At 71.9% G+C, this 20,669-nt stretch carries 19 protein-coding genes; 14 read left to right on the top strand and 5 right to left on the bottom strand.

The annotated features are described in order from the left end of the window. The first annotated feature begins 205 nt into the window (after window positions 1-205). Window positions 206-1,789, top strand: a complete 1,584-nt coding sequence (dacB, locus tag ABZU99_RS21200; protein ID WP_356049122.1) for a D-alanyl-D-alanine carboxypeptidase/D-alanyl-D-alanine-endopeptidase — start codon at window positions 206-208, stop codon at window positions 1,787-1,789. 261 nt (window positions 1,790-2,050) lie between these two features. On the opposite strand, the gene ABZU99_RS21195 is transcribed toward dacB, so the two are convergent. After that, a complete protein-coding gene (locus ABZU99_RS21195) occupies window positions 2,051-3,337 on the bottom strand; it encodes an MFS transporter (protein ID WP_356049124.1) in 1,287 nt (428 codons plus the stop codon). 90 nt (window positions 3,338-3,427) lie between these two features. On the opposite strand from ABZU99_RS21195, the gene ABZU99_RS21190 reads away from it, so the two are divergent. Then, window positions 3,428-4,405 (top strand): LysR family transcriptional regulator, encoded by a 978-nt coding sequence (locus ABZU99_RS21190; RefSeq protein ID WP_356049125.1) that lies wholly within the window; start codon window positions 3,428-3,430, stop codon window positions 4,403-4,405. Here the strand turns inward: ABZU99_RS21190 and ABZU99_RS21185 are convergent. Together ABZU99_RS21185 and ABZU99_RS21180 are read right to left on the bottom strand one after the other, a co-directional pair. Further along, complete coding sequence (locus ABZU99_RS21185) at window positions 4,395-4,682, bottom strand: hypothetical protein (RefSeq protein ID WP_356049126.1); 288 nt, start codon at window positions 4,680-4,682, stop codon at window positions 4,395-4,397. The genes ABZU99_RS21190 and ABZU99_RS21185 overlap by 11 nt on opposite strands. Beyond that, window positions 4,679-5,044 (bottom strand): DUF6247 family protein, encoded by a 366-nt coding sequence (locus ABZU99_RS21180; RefSeq protein ID WP_355945159.1) that lies wholly within the window; start codon window positions 5,042-5,044, stop codon window positions 4,679-4,681. The genes ABZU99_RS21185 and ABZU99_RS21180 overlap by 4 nt, the downstream gene beginning before the upstream one ends. Window positions 5,045-5,265: 221 nt before the next feature. On the opposite strand from ABZU99_RS21180, the gene ABZU99_RS21175 reads away from it, so the two are divergent. The 6 genes from ABZU99_RS21175 (at window position 5,266) to ABZU99_RS21150 (ending at window position 13,042) form a co-directional block, all read left to right on the top strand. Beyond that, window positions 5,266-6,657 (top strand): nitrate/nitrite transporter, encoded by a 1,392-nt coding sequence (locus ABZU99_RS21175; RefSeq protein ID WP_355945156.1) that lies wholly within the window; start codon window positions 5,266-5,268, stop codon window positions 6,655-6,657. A gap of 219 nt (window positions 6,658-6,876) precedes the next feature. Further along, window positions 6,877-8,031, top strand: a complete 1,155-nt coding sequence (locus tag ABZU99_RS21170; protein ID WP_356049127.1) for a uroporphyrinogen-III synthase — start codon at window positions 6,877-6,879, stop codon at window positions 8,029-8,031. A 126-nt stretch (window positions 8,032-8,157) separates the two neighbouring features. Next, a complete protein-coding gene (locus ABZU99_RS21165; RefSeq protein WP_356049128.1) occupies window positions 8,158-8,778 on the top strand; it encodes an ABATE domain-containing protein in 621 nt (206 codons plus the stop codon). Between the two features lie 231 nt (window positions 8,779-9,009). Further along, window positions 9,010-9,531 carry a sigma-70 family RNA polymerase sigma factor gene (locus tag ABZU99_RS21160; protein ID WP_355945148.1) on the top strand — a complete coding sequence of 174 codons (522 nt, stop codon included), beginning with the start codon at window positions 9,010-9,012 and terminating at the stop codon, window positions 9,529-9,531. Next, complete coding sequence (locus ABZU99_RS21155; RefSeq protein WP_356049130.1) at window positions 9,528-10,292, top strand: zf-HC2 domain-containing protein; 765 nt, start codon at window positions 9,528-9,530, stop codon at window positions 10,290-10,292. Before ABZU99_RS21160 ends, ABZU99_RS21155 begins: the two co-directional genes overlap by 4 nt. A 206-nt stretch (window positions 10,293-10,498) precedes the next feature. Beyond that, window positions 10,499-13,042 (top strand): UvrD-helicase domain-containing protein, encoded by a 2,544-nt coding sequence (locus ABZU99_RS21150; protein ID WP_355945143.1) that lies wholly within the window; start codon window positions 10,499-10,501, stop codon window positions 13,040-13,042. Window positions 13,043-13,268: 226 nt separating this feature from the next. Here the strand turns inward: ABZU99_RS21150 and ABZU99_RS21145 are convergent, their stop codons facing one another. After that, window positions 13,269-13,478, bottom strand: coding sequence for a cold-shock protein (locus tag ABZU99_RS21145; RefSeq protein ID WP_355945140.1), 210 nt, complete (start codon window positions 13,476-13,478; stop codon window positions 13,269-13,271). Window positions 13,479-13,743: 265 nt separating this feature from the next. On the opposite strand from ABZU99_RS21145, the gene ABZU99_RS21140 reads away from it, so the two are divergent. Continuing rightward, window positions 13,744-15,165, top strand: a complete 1,422-nt coding sequence (locus tag ABZU99_RS21140; RefSeq protein WP_355945137.1) for an NAD-dependent malic enzyme — start codon at window positions 13,744-13,746, stop codon at window positions 15,163-15,165. A 255-nt stretch (window positions 15,166-15,420) separates the two neighbouring features. Then, window positions 15,421-15,702 carry an HU family DNA-binding protein gene (locus ABZU99_RS21135; protein ID WP_355945134.1) on the top strand — a complete coding sequence of 94 codons (282 nt, stop codon included), beginning with the start codon at window positions 15,421-15,423 and terminating at the stop codon, window positions 15,700-15,702. A gap of 465 nt (window positions 15,703-16,167) precedes the next feature. On the opposite strand, the gene murA is transcribed toward ABZU99_RS21135, so the two are convergent. Then, window positions 16,168-17,511, bottom strand: coding sequence for a UDP-N-acetylglucosamine 1-carboxyvinyltransferase (gene murA / locus ABZU99_RS21130; RefSeq protein ID WP_355945131.1), 1,344 nt, complete (start codon window positions 17,509-17,511; stop codon window positions 16,168-16,170). A gap of 239 nt (window positions 17,512-17,750) precedes the next feature. On the opposite strand from murA, the gene ABZU99_RS21125 reads away from it, so the two are divergent. The 4 genes from ABZU99_RS21125 (at window position 17,751) to ABZU99_RS21110 (ending at window position 20,659) form a co-directional block, all read left to right on the top strand. Then, the gene (locus tag ABZU99_RS21125; RefSeq protein ID WP_355945128.1) at window positions 17,751-18,338 is read left to right on the top strand and encodes a YqgE/AlgH family protein; all 588 of its coding nucleotides are present in this window, start codon (window positions 17,751-17,753) and stop codon (window positions 18,336-18,338) included. 21 nt (window positions 18,339-18,359) lie between these two features. Beyond that, window positions 18,360-18,656 (top strand): DUF3039 domain-containing protein, encoded by a 297-nt coding sequence (locus tag ABZU99_RS21120; RefSeq protein ID WP_355848040.1) that lies wholly within the window; start codon window positions 18,360-18,362, stop codon window positions 18,654-18,656. Window positions 18,657-18,792: 136 nt separating this feature from the next. Beyond that, the gene (locus ABZU99_RS21115) at window positions 18,793-19,203 is read left to right on the top strand and encodes a hypothetical protein (RefSeq protein WP_355945125.1); all 411 of its coding nucleotides are present in this window, start codon (window positions 18,793-18,795) and stop codon (window positions 19,201-19,203) included. Window positions 19,204-19,351: 148 nt separating this feature from the next. After that, window positions 19,352-20,659 carry an extracellular solute-binding protein gene (locus ABZU99_RS21110; RefSeq protein ID WP_356048684.1) on the top strand — a complete coding sequence of 436 codons (1,308 nt, stop codon included), beginning with the start codon at window positions 19,352-19,354 and terminating at the stop codon, window positions 20,657-20,659. Window positions 20,660-20,669 lie beyond the last annotated feature (10 nt).

Raw genomic sequence — 20,669 nt, 5'->3', positions numbered from 1 at the left:
CCCGGGCCGTCGACCTGTGTGGCGCCTACCGGCTGGGGCGCGCTGGGGGCCTCGGCGAGCCTGCCGGGCCCGGGGCCGGTCCCGGGCCGTCGACCTCTGCGCCGCCTACCACCTGGGGCGCGCCTGGGGCCTCGGCTGAGCCCGGACAGGGCCTGGACACAGGGCCTCTGTTGCGGTCGGCCGCCGTACGGGATCCTCCGGTGTCATGAGGAGACCCGTAAGACGTGTGAACCGCCGTACCCGGGCCTGGATCCGGCCCCTCGTCATCGGCCTGGCCTGCACCCTCAGCTGGAGCTCACCGGCCGGCGCGGACACCTCCCGCGCCGGCCTCCCGGAGGCCCTCGACACCGTCCTCGCCGACCCCCTGCTGAAGGGCGGTGCGGCCAGTGTGGTGGTGGCCGACGCCGACTCCGGCACCACCCTCTACCGGCACCGGCCCGACGACCGGCTGATGCCCGCCTCCAACACCAAGCTGTTCACCTCGGCCGCCGCCATGGGGCTGCTCGGCCCCGACCACACCTTCCGGACGGACGTACTGACCGACGGCAGCCGCCATGGGCGGGTGCTGCGGGGCGATCTGTATCTGCGCGGCACCGGCGATCCCACGATGCTGGCCGCCGACTACGAACGGCTGGCCGCGGACCTCGCCGACGCGGGGATCGAGCGGGTCACCGGGCGGCTGATCGCCGACGACACCCGGTTCGACGCCCAGCGCGTCGGCCGCTCCTGGGCCGCCGACGACGAGTCGTCCTACTATGCGGCACAGATCTCGCCGCTGACTCTCGCCCCGGACACCGACTACGACGCGGGCAGCGTCATCGTCGAGGTTGCCCCCGGCGCGGCGGCGGGCGACAAGCCGAAGGTCACGCTCACGCCGAAGACGGGATACGTTCATATCGACAACCGCGCCACCACCGCCGCCACCGGCGGCGGCTCCACCCTCTCCGTCGAGCGGCAGCACGGCACCAACACCATCACCGTCAGCGGCGCCCTCCCGGCCGGGGCCCAGGCGGCCAAGGAGTGGGTCAGCGTCTGGGAGCCCACCGGCTACGCCGCCGCGGTCTTCGCCGACGCGCTGGACCGGCACGGCGTGCGCGTCGCCGGGGCCAGCCGCCTCGGCCGGGCCACCCCGCCGGACGCCCGTACCCTCGCCTCGCACCGCTCGATGCCGCTCAAGCGGCTGCTGATCCCCTTCATGAAGCTTTCCAACAACATCCACGCCGAGGTGCTCACCAAGGCGATCGGCTACGAGACGGCGGGGCGCGGCACCTGGGACGCGGGGCTGGCCGGCATCGCCGACTGGCTGAAGCGGCAGGGTGTGGACGTCGGCCCGGTACGCCAGGTGGACGGCTCCGGGCTCTCCCGTATGGACAACATCGCGGCCGGCCAGTTCGCCGAACTGCTGCTGTCGGTGCGCGGCGAGCCCTGGTACGCCGACTGGTACGCCTCGCTGCCGGTGGCCTGCGCCCCGGACCGCTTCGTGGGCGGCACCCTGCGCTCACGCATGTGCGGCACCCCGGCGGCGGGGAACGCACGCGGCAAGACCGGCTCACTGACCGGCGCCTCGGCGCTCTCCGGGTATGTGACCGACGCGGACGGCAGGGAGCTGGTCTACAGCGTCGTGCTCAACAACTACCTCGCCCCGTCGGTGAAGAGCCTGGAGGACGCGATCGTGGTGACGCTGGCGCGGTCCGGCGCGGACCGGACCCCCGTCGTACGGCCTCGTGCCGCCCGTAGTACGGACCCCGCCGACCTCGAATGCTCGTGGATCAAGCCTCGGGGCTGCTGAACCCCGGGCCCAGGGCGGCCGTCGTACCGTCCGGGGGCGGCACCCGCGCCGGCTTCTCGGCGCGGGTGCCGCCGTGCCCCGCCCTGCGATGACCGTCACTCGGTTCTTTCGCGCCCCGTGTCGACCGGAGGCCCGGCGCGGTGCGTATGCCCGGTGAAGCGAACAACCGGGAGTGCCATTGACCGTCGAGGAGTTCGAAGAGTTCTGTGCCCAGAGGGTCGCGCGGGTTCGAAGAGTTCTGTGCCCAGACGGTCGCACGGCTCACGGGTCGAGCGGGTTCGGTGCGCACCGAACCGGTATCTGCAGACGCCGCCATCCCACCAGGGCCACCGCCGTGGCGAGGGCGGCCGCGGTCGCCGGGGTGGTGTAGGGGGAGGCGGGGGCCAGGTGATCGACCGTCCAGCCGCCCGCGGCCGCGCCCGCCGAGATGCCGATGAGCAGGCCGGTGTAGACGGTGGTCATGCCCTCGTTGAGGCGGGCGGCCGGGATCAGGCGGTGGACCAGGTTCATGCCGGTGATCATCGTGGGGGCCGTGGCCATGCCCGCGAGGAAGAGGAGGGGGGCGAGGGTGGTGAGGCGGTCGGCCGTCAGGAGGGGGAGGAGGGCCAGGGCCATGGCGGCCACGCCCGTCACAAAGCGGGTCGCCGCCGGGCCGCGCAGCGGAAGGGCGCCGAAGACCAGGCCGGCCGCGCAGGAGCCGGCGGCCTGGAGGGCGATGACGGCGCCGCTCGCGGAGCCGTCGCCGAGGGACCGTACGGCGGCGACCGTCGCGACCTCCATGGAGCCGAAGACGGCGCCGGTGGCGAGGAAGGTGAGGAGGAGCACCCGCAGCCCCGGGGTGCGCAGCAGCGCGGCGCGGTCCGCGGGGCCGCGCGGCGAGGGCGGCGGCTCGGTGCGGCGCTGGGCGGCGAACAGCAGGGTGCCGGTGAGGAGCAGCGCCGCCGCCGTGATCAGCCCGGCCGCCGGGAAGGCCGCCGTGCACAGCACCATGGCCAGCGCCGGGCCGGCCATGAAGCATGCCTCGTCGACGACCTGCTCGAAGGAGTTGGCGGTGTGCCGTGCGGCGGGATCGTCGCGGTACAGCGCGGCCCAGCGGGCGCGGGTCATCGCGCCGAGAGCGGGCACCCCGGAGGAGCCCGCCGCGCAGCAGAACAGCGCCCAGGCCGGGGCGCCGTGGTGCACGCACAGCACCATGGCGGTCGCGCCCAGCGCGAAGACGACGGCGGCGGGGACCGCGACCCTGGCCTGCCCGTACCGGTCCACCAGCCGCCCGAGCAGCGGCCCGGCGACCGCCGTCGCCGCGACGCCGGTCGCCGAGACGGCGCCCGCCAGGGCGTACGAGTCCCGGACGGTTGCGATCATGAGCACGGTGCCGACCCCGAGCATCGAGCCCGGCAGCCGTCCGACGAAGGCCGCGAGCGTGAAGGCGAGCGTGCCGGGGGCGGTGAAGAGCCGGCGGTACGGGGTGAGAAGAGACCGCCCGCGACGGCGTGCGGGCGGGGCGGGACGACGGGGGACCACGGGGCGGGAGGCGAGGAAGAGGAGCACCGTTCTACGGTCGCGGCCCGGCCCGTACCCCGTCCAACACCTGATCCGGGCCCATTTACTCGCTTCCGTTGTCAATATGGTGCGGCCACTATGGTGCGCGTGAACCGGGACATCGATCCGCGTCTGCTGCGCGCCTTCACCGCCGTCGCCGACGAGCTGCACTTCACCCGCGCCGCCGCGCGCCTCTACGTGGCCCAGCAGGCGCTGAGCCGCGATATCCGGCGGCTGGAGCGGGAGTTGGGCGCGGAGCTGTTCGTCCGCACCACCCGGCAGGTCGCCCTCACCGCCGAGGGGGAGCGGCTGCTCCCGTACGCGCGCCGGGCGCTGGAGGCGCAGGACGAGCTGGCCGCGGCGTTCAGCGGGGCGGTGGAGCGGCCGCTGCTCGTCGACATCGGCGCGCTCGCGTCCACCGGCAACCGGGTGCTCACCGAGGCGCGCCGCGCCGCCCCCGAGACCGAGCTGGTGGCCCGCTTCCACAGCGGGCTGGCCGGGGCCGCGCCCGAACTCCTGGCCGGCCGCCTCGACGTCTCCTTCGGGCGGGTCCACGGCCTCGGCCCCGCCCTGCCGGCCCGGCTGGCCCACCGCCCGGTCCGCTACGAGCGGATCGCTGTCCTCCTGCCCGAGGACCACCCGCTGACCCGCCACGACCAGATCCCGCTGTCCGCGCTCGCGGGGGAGACGCTGTACGCGGCGCGCGGCAACCCCGCCACCGCCGAGTGGACGGATCTGGCCGCACAGCTCTTCGCGGGGCGCGGGATCGCGATGGCGGAGCCGTTCCCGGAGATCGAGGGCGAGGCGGAGTTCGTCCGGGTGGTGACCAAGCGCCGCTGGTCGGTGCTGGCGAGCGAGGAGTTCATGGAGCTGCCCGGCACCGTCCTGCGTCCGCTCGTCGACCCCGTACCGCTCTCGCCCGTCTCCATCGTCTGGCGCAAGGGCCTGCGCCACCCCGGCCTGGACGCCCTCCTCACTGCCGCCCGCACCTTGGCCGCCGCCCACCACTGGCTCCACCGCCCACCCGCCTCCTGGCTCCCCCGCCCGGAGGCGACATCCGGCGGCCTCACAGATTGACGCGGTTGACGTACACCCGCTTCCGGTGCGGGATCACCTGGTACCAGACGAGGAGGGTTTCCACACTGTGGGTCCGCAGGCGATGAGGCTCAGGGTCCTCGTCGAGGCGGCCGTCGGGTCCTATTCCCTGGGCGGCGAGATCGGCGAGGGCGCTGCTGATCACCTCGAGCGCTTCCCGGTCCGTGTCCTTCATGCCGCCGACGACCCAACTCGCGTCAGGGTTGTACTCCCAAGCCCAACCGGTGCCGTCTTCGATCCCCTCGCCCCGTGTGTTCACCGGGTGACTCCTGCCTCGCCCGAGGCCTCGTCGAGAACGCGGGCGATGGTCCGCTGCGCCGCCCGGAATTCTTCTTCGGTGGCGGTCGGGTCCCCGGTGATCCGCTCCGCCTCACGCATGGCGCGAAGCCTGGCGGGGTGGCGCTCGATGGCGACGACGGTCGCCCACTTCTCCAGGAACAGCCGCATGGGCGTGGTCGACGCGGACTGCACGGCGCGGTCGAACGCCTCGCCCAGCTCGCGGTCGAACTCCGCGATGCGGGCCAGGTCCAGGCGTTTGACCGCTTCCCGCAGGGCGTCTCTTGTCATCGGCGGCTGGGGGAGGACGGGACCGTCGTGCAGGTCTTCCGGCTGTGTGCTCATGCGGTCCTCCGGAGGAGTCGGTTGGCGCATAGGTACGCTACCGGTAGCGCGACATGCTGTGCGCGCGATCGCCATTGCGCCAAGGAGCAGGACCCCGGTCACCCTCACCGCTCCCCGCTCCCGCCGGTGAGAGCAAGGTTTCGTCCCGGTCACCTGCCGCCACAGAGCGTTAATGCCACGGCCCTAGCGTCGGCAGCGACACCGAGAACCGTGGAGGCGTGATGACAGCCCCGACCACCACCGCGCGCAAGGGGGGCCGCTGGATCGAGCAGTGGGACCCCGAGGACGAGACCTTCTGGCGGGAGAAGGGGGAGCGGACCGCCACCCGGAATCTGATCTTCTCCATCCTCTCCGAGCACATCGGGTTCTCGATCTGGAGCCTGTGGTCGGTGATGGTCCTGTTCATGGGGCCGGAGTACGGGATCGACCCGGCCGGAAAGTTCTTCCTGGTCGCGATGCCCACCCTGGTCGGCGGGATTCTCCGGATCCCGTACACCTTCGCCGTGGCCCGCTTCGGGGGCCGTAACTGGACCATCGTCAGCGCCGGGCTGCTGCTCGTACCGGCCGTCGCCGCCGCCATGGTGATGGAGCCGGGAACCTCGTACACCACCTTCATGGCCGTCGCGGCGCTCACCGGCGTCGGCGGCGGGAACTTCGCCTCGTCCATGACGAACATCAACTCCTTCTATCCGCTGCGCAAGAAGGGCTGGGCGCTCGGGCTCAACGCGGGCGGGGGCAATATCGGCGTGCCCGTGATCCAGCTGGTCGGGCTGCTGGTCATCGGCACGGCCGGGGCCGCCCAGCCGCGGTTGGTGCTGGCCGTCTATCTGCCGTTTATCGTGGTGGCGGCGGTGCTCGCGGCGCTGTTCATGGACAATCTGGCGCCGGTGCGCAACGACGCCGGGGCGGTCCGGGAGGCGGCCCGGGATCCGCACACCTGGATCATGTCGCTGCTCTACATCGGCACCTTCGGCTCGTTCATCGGCTACAGCTTCGCCTTCGGGCTGGTGCTGCAGAACCAGTTCGACCGCACCCCGCTGCAGGCCGCTTCGCTCACCTTCATCGGCCCGCTGCTGGGCTCCCTGATCCGCCCCATCGGCGGCCGGCTCGCCGACACCTACGGCGGCGCGAGGATCACGCTGGGGAACTTCGCCGCGATGGCCGCCGCGGCCCTCGTGGTCGTCTACGCCTCCGCGCAGAAGTCCCTCGGTGTCTTCCTCGTCGGCTTCATCGCCCTCTTCGTCCTCTCCGGGCTCGGCAACGGCTCCACCTTCAAGATGATCCCCGGCATCTTCCAGGCGAAGGCCGCTGCCCGTGGCCTGGCCGGTGAGGAGGCCGCGGCCTACGGGCGGCGGCTGTCGGGCGCGGCCATGGGGCTGATCGGGGCGGTCGGCGCGCTCGGCGGCCTCGGCATCAACCTGGCCTTCCGGGAGTCGTTCCTCGGCGCCCACTCCGGCACCCCCGCCTTCGTCTCGTTCCTCGCGTTCTACGCCCTGTGCTCGGTGGTCACCTGGGCCGTATACCTGCGGGGCACCCGCCCGGCGGTCCGCCCGTCCGAGCCGGGGGCGCATGATCCGCGGGCTGAGCGGCAACCCGCCTACGCGGACGTGTGACGCACGCCCCGCCACCACCGGCCGACAGCCGCCGCCCGTAGGCCGCGGCCTCCGCACCGGCCAGGCCCCGGGCAGCGGCTGTACGGCCGGTCGGGGAAGGATCCGGCCGTACGCCCCGTTACAGCTGGGAAACCTCCGTGAACCGCGTCCGTCACCGGACGGCGACAGGATTGGGGACTCCGGGGGCGGCCCCTACGCGAGTGAATCGGGACGAGGACGATGCACCGAGATCAAAACGGCGAGGCGCCCGTCGGACCCCTCGCCGGATTCACCGTCGGGGTGACCGCCGCGCGCCGGGCGGAAGAGCTCGGCGCGCTGCTGCTGCGGCGGGGCGCGGCCGTCCTGCACGCGCCCGCCCTGCGGATCGTGCCGCTGGCCGACGACTCCGAGCTCCTCACCGCGACCAAGCAGCTGATCGACCAGGTGCCGGACGTCGTGGTGGCGACCACCGCCATAGGCTTCCGCGGCTGGGTCGAGGCCGCCGACGGCTGGGGCCTGGGCGAGGCGCTGCTGGACCGGATGCGCGGCGTCCGGCTGCTGGCCCGCGGGCCCAAGGTGCGCGGCGCGATCCGGGCCGCCGGGCTCAGCGAGGAGTGGTCCCCGGCCTCCGAGTCGATGGCCGAGGTGCTCGACCGGCTGCTGGAGGAGGGGGTGGAGGGGGGCCGGATCGCCGTTCAGCTGCACGGCGAGCCGCTGCCCGGCTTCGTCGAGTCGCTGAGGGCCGGGGGGGCGGAGGTGATCGGGGTCCCCGTCTACCGCTGGATGCCACCGACGGACATCGGGCCCGTAGACCGGCTGCTGGACGCCACGGTCGCGCGCACCCTGGACGCCATCACCTTCACCAGCGCGCCCGCCGCGGCAAGCCTGCTGGAGCGGGCCGAGCACCGGGGCATGCGCGAGGAGCTGCTGGGCGCGCTGCGCCGCGATGTGCTGGTGGCGTGCGTCGGCCCGGTCACCGCGCTGCCGCTGGAGGCCCAGGACGTGCCGACCCGCCAGCCGGAGCGGTTCCGGCTCGGCCCGCTCGTCCAGCTGCTGACCAGCGAACTCCCGGGCCGGGTGCGGCCGTTGCCGGTCGCCGGGCAGCGGCTGGAGATCCGCGGCCACGCGGTGGTCGTGGACGGTGAGCTGCGCACCGTGCCCCCGGCCGGTATGGCCCTGCTGCGCGCCCTGACCCGCCGCCCCGGCTGGGTCGTGGCCCGCGCCGATCTGCTGCGCGTCCTGCCGGGGGCGGGGCGCGACGAGCACGCGGTGGAGACGGCGATGGCCCGGCTGCGGTCGGCGCTGGGTTCCCCGAAGCTGATCCAGACGGTCGTCAAACGGGGTTACCGGCTCGCGCTCGACCCCTCGGCCGACACCAAGTACGGGAGCGAGTAGGGCCCCGTCCGTAACCCCGCCGGGCCGCGGACCGGCCGGGGACCGGCGGGGTTACGGGCGGGGGCCGGGGCGGGCACTCTGAGAGTGACCGTGCTCACCCCGTACCGCGAAGGAAGTGACAGGAACATGGCAGCGGTGTCGCCCTTTGATCTGCGGTTCGACTCCGGGCGGCTCTGTCTGGACCTGGTGGCCACGGTCGGCGGGCGGCTCAGTGAGGCGTCCGCCGAGCGGCTGGACGGGGTGGAGCACCTCAAGGCATGGCTCCTCGGCGCCGGGCTGGTGCCCGGGGGCACCCGGCTCGACGCCGTCGACGGCGGCTGGCTCGTCCGCTTCCGGGCGGCCCGCGATCTGCTGCACCGCATCGTCCACACCGAGGTCGAGGGCCGCGCCGCGGGCGCCGACCTGGAGCGGATGAACGCGCTCGCCGCCACCGCACCACCCGCCGTACGGGCCGTACGCGCCCCCGACGGCGCCCTCGTCCGCACCCTCGCCACCGCCCCCGACTGCGGGGCGCTGCTCTCCCGAATCGCCCGGGACGCCGTCGAGTTGCTCACCGACCCGGTGGCACGCGGGCAGTTGCGACGGTGCGAGGGGGAGACCTGTTCGCTGGTCTATCTCGACACCTCGCGCGGCCGCCGCCGGCGCTGGTGCTCCAGCGAAGTGTGCGGCAACCGCGAACGCGTCGCCCGCCACCGCCGCCGCCTGAACCCCGGCGGGGAAAGAAACATGAACGAGATTCAGACATGACGCAGACCCCGGATGGGGGGACCGGGGCCTGCGGGGCGGGGATGGGGAGGGAGCCCTTCCTGGTGACCGACGCCCGCCCGGCGCCGGGTTCTCGGGCTCAAGTACGCGCCGCACACCAGGAGATGTTCAGACCGGAAATAGGGTGTACATCACAGCGCCGATGCTGAACACCGAGCCATTCCAGCCCGTACCCCTCTCGACCCGGCGGCTTGCGTACGCAAAGATGCCCTCGTGACCGAGAGGACGACACCGGACGACGCGCTCATGCGCGCGCTCTACGCGGAGCACGCAGGCCCGCTTCTCGCCTTCGTCCTGCGCCTGGTGGCGGGCGACCGGCACCGAGCCGAGGACGTGGTCCAGGAGACCCTGCTCCGGGCCTGGCGCAACGCCGACCAACTGCAGCGCTCCGGAGGGTCGGTGCGCCCCTGGCTGGTGACCGTGGCCCGACGCATCGTCATCGACGGCCACCGTCAACGCCGCGCCCGGCCCCGTGAGGTGAACGCGGCGCCCCTCGAAGTGATGCCCGCCGCGGACGACATCGACCGCGCGCTGCGTCAAATGACCATTTCCGACGCGCTGAATGACCTCACCGACGCACATAGAGCGGCGCTCGTGGAGACATACTTCAAGGGACGGACGGTGAGTGAGGCGGCCGAAGTGCTGGGCGTACCACCGGGGACGGTGCGGTCCCGGGTCTTCTACGCGCTGCGCTCCCTGAAGCTCTCGCTCGAGGAACGGGGGGTATCGGCATGATGCCGGCAGCGGAAGACCAGCAGCACACCGCGGTCGGCGCCTATGCGCTCGGTGTGCTCGACCCGGCCGACGCGATGCGGTTCGAGGAGCATCTGATCGGATGCGAGAGGTGCGCCGCCGAGCTCGACGAGCTGATGGGCATCCCGCCGCTGCTGGCCGAGTACGCCACCTCCGCCGACGGCACCACGCTCCCCGACCCGGCGGCGCTCACCGCCCGGCCCGGGCCGCAACTGCTCGACCGGCTCCTCGACGAGGTGACGGTCAGCCGCCGGGCCAGCGGCAGACGGCGGCTCTACCTCGTCGCCGCGGCCGCCGTCCTCATCGTCGGCGGCCCGCTCGCGGGTGCGGCCGTCACGGCGCACTCCGGCAAGGGCGGCACCACCCAGCAGGCGGTCGGCACCCCCAAGGCGGTGTTCGAACAGGGCAGCGAGCAGTACAGCGCGGTGGACCCGGTCACCAAGGTGGACGCGGCCGTCTCCCTCACCCAGAAGGGCTGGGGCACCTCGGTGGCGCTGAGGCTCGGCAATGTGAAGGGGCCGCGCAGCTGCGATCTGGTCGCCATCGGCAAGGACGGCCGGGAGGAGACCGTCACCACCTGGGCCGTGCCCACCTCGGGCTACGGCATCAAGGACGGGGACGGCTCGCGCTGGAGCAAGGAGCCCCTCTACGCCCAGGGCGGCGCCGCCCTGAACACCGACGAGATCGCCCGTTTCGAGATCCGCACCCTGGACGGCAAGCGCCTGGCCGCGGTCGAGCTCTAAGCGGTTACGGCGAAGTCAAGTGCTGATCCTTCTCGGCGTCCAAGCCCTCGGCCAGGCCGAACGGCGAGGGATCAGCGGCGAACTTCACCGCATCCGCTCAGTGCCACATCCAGGCGCTCAGCCACCTCCGCGGGAGCGGCGCCGGTTTAGGCGCAAAAGGGGGTGTACGGTTGACGGCTGCCCTAAGAACACAGAAGGGGGCCTGGGTGGCCGCGCAGAACGCCACGCATGACAACCGGACGGCGCCCCCGCGGGACGGCGCAGACGGGATCCGGGATCGCGAGATCCGGAGCGAGCAGGCGCATCTGGACCGGGTGTACCGCCGCCTCGAGGAGAAGATCCACGAGGCGGAGTTCCTCATGGACGACGCCGCCAAGCGCGGCCAGGTCGGCACGCCCGGCGCGCTGGCGGAGCGGGACGCCCAGGTCTTCCGGGCCGGGATGCATCTCAACCGGCTCAACAACGAGTTCGAGGACTTCCTCTTCGGCCGCATCGATCTGCTCCTCGGCAAGGACGGCGAACGCGGCCCGGACGGCGCCTACACCTCCGTCGAACCGGCCGACGACGCGATCCGCGGCGGAGCCGACGGCGACCACGCGGAGATCGCCGAAACCCTGCACATCGGCCGCATCGGCGTGCTCGACGCCGACTACGCCCCGCTGGTGATCGACTGGCGGGCCCCCGCCGCCGCCCCCTTCTACCGCTCCACCCCGGTCGCCCCCGGCCGCGTCGTGCGCCGCCGCGTCATCCGCAGCAAGGGCCGCAAGGTGCTCGGCGTCGAGGACGATCTGCTGCGCCCCGAGCTGACCGCCACGCTCGACGGCGGCGCGCTGCCCGTGGTCGGCGACGGGGCGCTGATGGCGGCCCTAGGCCAGGCCCGCGGCCACACCATGCGCGACATCGTCGCCTCCATCCAGGCCGAGCAGGACATGGTCATCCGCGCCCCCGCCGCCTCCGTCACCGAGGTCGAGGGCGGCCCCGGCACCGGCAAGACGGCGGTCGCGCTGCACCGTGCGGCGTATCTGCTCTACCAGAACCGGCGGCGGTACGCGGGCGGCATCCTCATCGTCAGCCCCACCCCGCTGCTCGTCGCCTACACCGAGGGCGTGCTGCCCTCGCTGGGCGAGGAGGGGCAGGTCGCGATCCGCGCGGTCGGTTCGCTGGTCGACGGCGCCGAGGCCACCGCGTACGACGACCCCGCCGTGGCCCGGATCAAGGGCTCCGCGCGGATGCAGAAGGTGCTGCGCACGGCGGCCCGCGGCGCGCTTGAGCTCCCGCGGGGAGCCGCTGCGCCCGGCGCGCCCGGCTCCGCTTCCACGGAGCCGGGCGACCGGACCGCCGCCGGCCGGCCGGCCGCCGGCGCAACGCCGCGGCGTGCGGCGCGCGGCGACCGTCAGCCGGCGCTGGACGACGCCCTCGACGCGGGCGCACCCACCGGCGGCGGACCCGGGGCGGGACCGAGGGAGAGACCCGCCCGCCCGCCCGAGCGGCTGCGGGTGGTCGCGTTCGGGCAGCGCGTCGAGCTGGAGGCCGAGGAACTGCGCCGGATCCGCCAGAGCGCGCTGGGCGGGACCGCGCCCGTGAATCTGCTGCGCCCGCGCGCCCGCCGGCTGCTGCTGGACGCGCTGTGGAAGCGGTCCGGCGCGCCCAAGCGCTATACGGACCCCGAGTTGGCCGCCGAAGCGCGGGAGGGCTTCGACGAGGACATCTCCTCCGAGGACGCCTTCCAGGAGTTCCTCGACGCCTGGTGGCCCGAGCTCACCCCACGCGCCGTGCTCGCCGCCATGGCCGACGAGAAGCGGCTCGGGCGCTGGTCGCGGCGGGTGCTCCAGCCGCGCGAGGCGCGCCTGGTGGCCCGTTCGCTGGCCCGGCTGGGGCCGGACGGACAGGGCCCGCTGTCGGTCCACGACGTGGCGCTGCTGGACGAGCTGAACACCATCCTGGGCGCCCCCGCCCGGCCCGCCACGCCCCGTGAGGTCGATCCGCTGGACCACCTGACCGGTCTGGAGGAGCTGAGCACCTACGCCGACCGGGCCGCGGGGCGCCGTACCCGTGCCGAGCGGGCCGAGCAGGAGCGCACCGACTACGCGCACGTCATCGTCGACGAGGCGCAGGACCTCACGCCCATGCAGTGGCGGATGATCGGCCGCCGCGGCCGCCACGCGACCTGGACGGTCGTCGGCGACCCGGCCCAGAGCTCATGGTCCGACCCGGCCGAGGCGGCCGCGGCCCGTGACGAGGCGCTCGGCACCCGTCCGCGCCGCCGCTTCACCCTCACCGTCAACTACCGGAACCCGGCGGAGATCGCCGAGCTGGCCACCAAGGTCCTCACGCTCGCGATGCCCGGCACCCCGGCGCCCGAGGCGGTCCGCCGGGTGGGGGTGGAGCCGCGGTTCGCACCCGGGGCGGACGGTGATCCGGGGGCGGCCGCGCGCCGGGAGGCGATGCGGCTGCTGGAGGAGGTGGACGGCACCGTCGGCGTGGTCGTCGCCATGAAGCGGCGGGAGCAGGCCCGGCGCTGGCTGGAGGGGCTCGGCGACCGGGTGGTGGCGCTGGGCAGCCTGGAGGCCAAGGGGCTGGAGTACGACGCCACGGTCGTGGTCTCGCCCGCCGAGATCGCCGATGAGTCCCCCGCGGGGCTGCGGGTGCTCTATGTGGCGCTCACGCGCGCGACCCAGCGGCTGACGGTGGTGTCGGGCGAGCGCGACGAGCCGGACGCGGAGGGCGTTCCGGACCTGCTGAGGGACTGAGAATCCGCAGGGAAATCAACCCGCGCGGAGGCAGGGAAATCAACCCGCGCGGAGGGAATCGCATCCCGGCATGGTTTGTTAGCCTTACTGTGGCACCGGCTCGATCCAAGCCCCCGGGCCCAACCTTCGTCGCTTCGAGCGACCACTTGCCGCGAGGCGAGCATGGCGGGTCGGTGCCACCCTTTCCTTCAGATGAATCCAGATGAAGGGGTCCGTGTCCGGCAGCTCAGCTGCCGAGGACGCGGACCTCTTCCGCTTGGGGCCCCTTGCGGCCCTGCACGATCTGGAACTCCACCCGCTGGTCATCCGCCAGGCTGCGGTAGCCGTGCCCGTCGATCGAGCTGTAATGGACGAAGACGTCCGGCCCGCCACCCTCCTGGGCGATGAATCCATAGCCCTTCTCGGCGTTGAACCATTTGACGGTGCCCTGAGCCATGCCCGCGCTCCTCGTTGATCCTCGACGCTGTGCGCGCCAGAGCCTAGGGCGGCGCGGACGGCGGGCGGCCCGCCTCGCCCGGCGTTCCCGCGAAGGAGTGGGGGTTTCCACTCGGCTGACCCCACGCTCGTATGTCAGAACAATATGTCCAAAAGTCGGGCCGGGTTACCTCGTACCGAAAGGTAGGTGTAACCATCTGAGAGCGTGGCCGCGGCAATCCCGCGGCCCGGACATCAGGAACAAGGCAAAGCAGAGGAAGTCGGCCATGGCAACGGCGCCCAGCGTCTCCTACTCGATGACGGTCCGGCTGGAGGTGCCCGCGAGCGGTACCGCGGTCAGCCAGCTCACGACGGCCGTGGAGTCCTCCGGCGGCTCCGTCACCGGCCTGGACGTCACCGCTTCCGGCCACGAGAAGCTCCGTATCGACGTCACCATCGCCGCGAGCTCCACCGCCCACGCCGACGAGATCGTCGAGAAGCTGCGGGGCATCGAGGGCGTCTCGCTGGGCAAGGTCTCCGACCGTACGTTCCTGATGCACCTCGGCGGCAAGATCGAGATGTCGTCCAAGCACCCCATCCGCAACCGTGACGACCTCTCCATGGTCTACACCCCCGGCGTCGCCCGGGTCTGCCAGGCCATCGCCGACAATCCCGAGGACGCCCGCCGGCTGACCATCAAGCGCAACAGCGTCGCGGTCGTCACCGACGGCTCCGCGGTCCTCGGCCTCGGCAACATCGGCCCCAAGGCCGCCCTGCCGGTCATGGAGGGCAAGGCGGCCCTCTTCAAGCGGTTCGCGGGCATCGACGCCTGGCCGATCTGCCTGGACACCCAGGACTCGGACGAGATCGTCGCGATTGTGAAGGCCATCGCCCCCGGCTTCGCCGGAATCAACCTGGAGGACATCTCCGCCCCCCGCTGCTTCGAGATCGAGGCGCGGCTGCGCGAGGCCGTCGACATCCCGGTCTTCCACGACGACCAGCACGGCACCGCGATCGTCGTGCTCGCCGCTCTGACCAACGCGCTGCGCGTGGTCAACAAGAAGATCGGCGACGTGCGGGTGGTCATGTCCGGCGCCGGGGCGGCCGGCACCGCCATTCTGCGGCTGCTGATCGCCGCGGGCGTCAAGCACGCGGTCGTCGCCGACATCCATGGGGTGGTGCACGCCGGGCGCGAGGACCTGGTCTCCGCCGACCCGGAGTCCCCACTGCGCTGGATCGCCGACAACACCAACCCCGAGGGCATCACGGGCACCCTGCGCGACGCCGTACGGGGCGCGGACGTCTTCATCGGTGTCTCGGCCCCGAACCTGCTCTCCGGGGACGACGTGGCCGCCATGGCGGAGGACGCGATCGTCTTCGCACTGGCCAACCCCGACCCCGAGGTGGACCCCGCGATCGCCCGCCAGACCGCCGCCGTGGTCGCCACCGGCCGCTCCGACTTCCCGAACCAGATCAACAACGTCCTGGTCTTCCCGGGTGTCTTCCGTGGGCTGCTGGACGCCCAGTCGCGTACGGTGAACACCGAGATGATGCTGGCCGCTGCCGGCGCCCTCGCGGACGTCGTCCATGACGACGAACTGAATGCCAACTACATCATTCCGAGCGTCTTCAACGACAAGGTCGCGGGCGCGGTCGCGGGAGCCGTCCGCGAGGCCGCGAAGCCTGTGACCGGGACCACTGCGGTCTGATCCGGGCACGGCGCGTCGCGGCCTGTGGGGTACACGGGGCAGCCATAGGGTGGCGGGCAGAAAAACGACCGCCACGGCGCTTTTCGTGTGACTCTCCAGGCTTCCGGATTGGCATTCCCGCCACAGGTGGGGGCAGGATGCGTTCCGGGCGCGAGGGTCTGAACAGCAGACCCGGGTCCGGGGACTGTCCGAGGGCCCTGGCAGCATCGGCTTCGATCTCACGCCTCATTGGCAAGATGAACACGGGAGTACAACATGAACCGCAGTGAGCTGGTGGCCGCTCTGTCCGAGCGCGCCGAGGTGACCCGCAAGGACGCCGACGCCGTTCTGGCCGCCCTCGCAGAGGTGGTCGGCGAGGTCGTCGCAAAGGGCGATGAGAAGGTCACCATCCCCGGCTTCCTGACCTTCGAGCGCACCCACCGTGCCGCTCGTACCGCGCGCAACCCGCAGACCGGTGAGCCGATCGAGATCCCGGCCGGCCACAGCGTGAAGGTCTCCGCGGGCTCCAAGCTCAAGGAAGCCGCCAAGGGCAAGTAAGACCCCGAGCGCGAGGGGCGGCCACCCGGATCGGGTGGCCGCCCCTTCGTCGTTTCCCCGGCCCCTGAAGCCGCCCGGCGGGCGCCCTGGGGGCGCCGCGGGGGCTGTCGTGGCGTCCGGGCCGGTCAGGGGGTGCGAGGGCGTCGGTGGTCGGCGCCGGGGCCTCCTCTGGCCGCCCGCCGGGCGTGCGGTGCCCGGCCGGGGGGATGCCCGCGGTGGCTCAGGCGGTGGTGTCGCCGCCCGGGAGTTCCACCTTCGCGCCCAGCTCCACCGGTTTCGCCGTGCTGTGCTGCCCCGGGGGATGACCCCGGGCCCCCGGCGGAGGATGCCCGCGGTGGCTCAAGGCGGTGGTGTCGCGGTGTCGCCGCCCGGGAGTTCCACCTTCGCGCCAGCTCCACCGGCTTCGCCGTGTTGTGCTGCTTCGGGGGATGGCCCCCGGGCCCCCGGCGGGGGTGCCGCGGTGGCTCAGGCGGTGGTGTCGCCGCCCGGGAGTTCCACCTTCGCGCCCAGCTCCACCAGCTTCGCCATGAAGTTCTCGTAGCCGCGGTTGATCAGGTCGATGCCGTGTACCCGGGAGGTGCCCTGGGCCGCGAGGGCGGCGATCAGGTACGAGAAGCCGCCGCGGAGGTCGGGGATGACCAGGTCGGCGCCCTGGAGCTTGGTGGGGCCGGAGACGACGGCCGAGTGGAGGAAGTTCCGCTGGCCGAAGCGGCAGGCGGAGCCGCCCAGGCATTCGCGGTAGAGCTGGATGTGCGCGCCCATCTGGTTCAGCGCGGAGGTGAAGCCCAGCCGGGACTCGTAGACCGTCTCGTGGACGATGGAGAGCCCGGAGGCCTGGGTGAGGGCCACCACCAGCGGCTGCTGCCAGTCGGTCTGGAAACCGGGGTGGACGTCCGTCTCCAGGGCTATGGCGTTGAGCTTGCCGCCCGGGTGCCAGAACCGGATGCCCTCGTCCCCGATGTCAAAGGCGCCGCCGACCTTGCGGAAGGTGTTCAGGAAGGTCATCATCTCGCGCTGGCGGGCGCCGCGCACATAGATGCTGCCCTCGGTCGCGAGCGCCGCGCTCGCCCAGGAGGCGGCCTCCAGGCGGTCCGGGAGGGCCCGGTGGTTGTAGCCGTCGAGCTTGTCGACACCGGTGATCCGGATGGTGCGGTCGGTGTCCATGGAGATGATGGCGCCCATTTTCTGCAGGACGCAGATGAGGTCTTCGATCTCCGGCTCGACCGCCGCGTTGGAGAGTTCCGTCACACCCTCGGCGAGCACCGCCGTCAGCAGCACCTGCTCGGTGGAGCCCACCGACGGGTACGGCAGCCGGATCTTGGTGCCCCGGAGCCGGTGCGGAGCCTCCAGGTACTGGCCGTCCGCCCGCTTCTCGATCGTCGCGCCGAACTGGCGCAGCACGTCGAAGTGGAAGTCGATCGGCCGGCCGCCGATGTCACAGCCGCCGAGGCCGGGGATGAAGGCGTGGCCGAGACGGTGCAGCAGCGGACCGCAGAAGAGGATCGGGATCCGCGAGGACCCGGCGTGTGCGTCGATGTCGGCGACATTGGCGCTCTCCACATGCGTGGGGTCCATTACCAGCTCACCGGGCTCGTCACCGGGGCGCACCGTCACGCCGTGCAGCTGCAGCAGTCCGCGTACCACCCGCACATCGCGGATGTCGGGGACATTGCGCAGCCGGCTCGGCCCACTGCCGAGCAGGGCGGCGACCATGGCCTTCGGCACGAGGTTCTTCGCGCCGCGGACACGGATCTCGCCCTCGAGCGGGGTGCCGCCATGGACGAGCAGGACATCGTTCGAGCGGGTCATCTGGTCTCGCGTTCCTGAGACGGGCAGGGGCCAAAAGGTAAGAGTAATGGCCTTCGAGACCGCCTCCGTAAGTCTCGTGCACCCGCCGTAAGGTCAGGAATCCGTCACGACACGTTCCGTCTCCGCCGGAAAGCCGACAGTCACGTGCGCCGCTCCTGCTGTCGTACGCCCCGACCTGCTCTCATCCGGGTCTCGCCTTCCACTCCCCGTCCGGCCCGAATATGCGGGATCATGTGCCCATGACCGAGGTGTCCTCGCTCACAGGACGGCTGCTTGTCGCGACACCGGCGCTTGCTGACCCGAACTTCGACCGCGCGGTGGTGCTGCTCCTCGACCACGACGAGGAGGGCTCGCTCGGCGTGGTGCTGAATCGCCCGACCCCGGTGGGGGTGGGCGACATCCTGGAGTCCTGGGCCGCGCTGGCCGGGGAGCCGGGGGTGGTCTTCCAGGGCGGTCCGGTGTCGCTGGACTCGGCGCTGGGAGTGGCCGTGGTGCCGGGGGAGTCGGGCCGGGCCCAGGCGCGGGCCGAGGGCGGGCCACTCGGGTGGCGCAGAGTGCACGGGGCGATCGGGCTGGTCGATCTGGAGGCGCCGCCGGAGCTGCTGGCGGCGGCCGTGGGCAGCTTGCGGATCTTCGCCGGATACGCGGGGTGGGGTCCGGGTCAGCTGGAGGACGAGCTGTCCGAGGGCGCGTGGTACGTGGTGGAGTCCGAGCCGGGGGACGTCTCCTCGCCCGCCCCGGAGCGGCTGTGGCGCGAGGTGCTGCGGCGCCAGCGCAGTGAGCTGGCGATGGTCGCCACCTATCCGGACGACCCGTCCCTGAACTAGAGATGAGTACCCTAGGGCTGTATGAGCACTCTTGAGCCCGAGCGCGGGGCAGGCACGGGGACCCTCGTTGAGCCGACACCTCAGGTGTCGCACGGTGACGGCGACCACGAGCGCTATGCCCACTATGTACAGAAAGACAAGATCATGGAGAGCGCCCTCTCCGGATCTCCTGTCGTCGCACTCTGCGGCAAGGTCTGGGTCCCGGGTCGCGACCCGAAGAAGTACCCGGTCTGCCCGATGTGCAAGGAGATCTTCGAGGGCATGGGCGCCGGTGGCGACAAGGGCAAGGACGGCAAGGGCGGCGACGGTCAGAAGTAGCCCCCGTGCCGGCCTCGGCCGGAGCCCCGCGTAGACGGCCACGCCCGGCCCGCGATCCCGACAAGGGTTCGCGGGCCGGGTGTGCTGTGCCCGCGAACCCGTGTCGCCGGGCGGCGCGGGCCAGTAGGGTCGGCCCATGAGCGGTCGTGCGGGGAACGGGGCGGCGCGGGCGGTCTGTCTGGTGTTCGGGGCTCGGGAGGTCGACGAGCCCGACGCGGCCGGCGCCAGTACGTACTGCCAGTTCGAGAAGGACTGGGACGCCCAGTTGGAGCAGTGCGGCAGGCTGGCGGAGGAGCGGGGCCATCGGCCCGCGGGCAGCTGTGTGATGTCGGTGGCGCAGCCGACCCTGCCCAGACTTCTGGAGTGGGCCGACGACCCTGGCTGTGAGGTCGTCCTGGTCGCCAGCGCCCGCATTCTCGAACGGATCCGGCGGACCTGGCCGGACTGGGACCAGGTGGTGGAGCGCCTGGGCGCGGCGGGCGCGCGGGTGGAGGCGGTTCCGTACGACGAACCTGCTTACCCCGGCGAGGCGTTGACCCGGCCCTGAGGTAAACCTCCGTCTCTCACTGAGTGGTTCAGACCTCTTGTGCGGGACGCTCAAGGTTCCCTAGCCTCACGCTTGTTGTGCTGAGCGAAACGTGCGTTGCGTCTACTGCAACGCCCTGTTGCTAAGGGTTCCCATGAAGCCACTCCCCATGCCGTCCGCCCGTGTCACCGCCCCCCTCGTGGGCCTGGTGCTGGCGGGGTTAGCCGCCACCGGGTGCGCCCCCTCCACCTCCGACAACAGCTCCAAGGAGGACAAGAAGACCGGCACGCTGCGTGTCTGGCTCTTTCAGGAGGTCAATAACGCACCCAAGAAGAAGGTGATCGACGAGGCGGTCGCCGCATTCGAGAAGGAACACAAGGGGGCCGACGTCCAGGTCACCTACATCCCGGTCAACACCCGCGCCCAGAAGATGAAGGCGGCGTTCAACGATCCGAAGAGCGCACCGGACCTGGTCGAGTACGGAAACACCGACACGGCCGGATATGTGAAGGACGGTGGACTCGCCGATGTCAGCAAGGAGTTCGGCGCCTGGGACGAGGCCATGAACACCGACCCGACGGCCGAATACGCGGTGACCGTCGGCGGCAAGGTGTACGGGGCGCCCTTCTTCGTCGGCGCGCGGGCCCTGTACTACCGCACGGACATCTTCAAGGAGCTGAACCTCGAACCCCCGGCCACCCAGGACGAGCTGATCGCGGCCGCGAAGAAGATCCGCTCAGCGCACCCGGACATGTACGGGCTCGCGGTCGGCGGCGCCTCCACGTACGCGGCGATGCCCTTCATCTGGTCCAACGGCGGAGATCTCGCCAACGAGAAGGGCAAGTTCGGCTCCAACCAGTACGACGCGGCCATCGACAGCAAGGACGCCAAGAAGGGCATCAAGGCCTTCACCTCGCTGTTCGGCGACGACAACTGCCCGGCCTCCAAGTGCGCCCAATGGGGCGGCAATGACACCGTCGAGGCTTTCGCCTCCGGCAAGGCGGGCATGGTGATCGCCGGTGACTTCAACCACCAGGCGATCGAGGCCGGGAAGGCCAAGGGCAAGTACCGGGTCGTTCCGCTGCCCGGGGTCAAGAAGGGCGAGGTCGCCCCGGCCTTCGCGGGCGGGAACAACCTCGGGGTACTCAAGAGCACGGCGCACCGCTCGCTGGCGGTGGATCTGCTGGAGACCCTGGCCGGAAAGAAGACACAGCGGAAGCTGTTCGACGCGATGGGCTTCCTGCCCACGTTCACCGATGTGCGCGGCGATGTCGCGCAGAAGCAGCCGTTCGTCAAGCCCTTCGTGAAGACCCTGAGCGACAGCTCCAAGTTCGTCCCCGCGTCGCCCGCCTGGGCGACGATCGACTCCCAGCTGGTCCTGCCCACCATGTTCCAGGAGATCGTCAGCGGTCGTAAGAGCGTGGACAGGGCGGCGGGCGACGCGGCGAAGAAAATGAACGAGGCATTCCATCAGTGAGCCCGGGCAC

Origin of the sequence: Streptomyces sp. NPDC005266 (assembly GCF_040607655.1) — a bacterium.
In the GTDB taxonomy this organism is placed as follows: Bacteria; Actinomycetota; Actinomycetes; order Streptomycetales; family Streptomycetaceae; genus Streptomyces.
The sequence above is the reverse complement of the archived record's forward strand: the minus strand, read 5'-3'. Positions and strand labels throughout refer to the sequence as shown.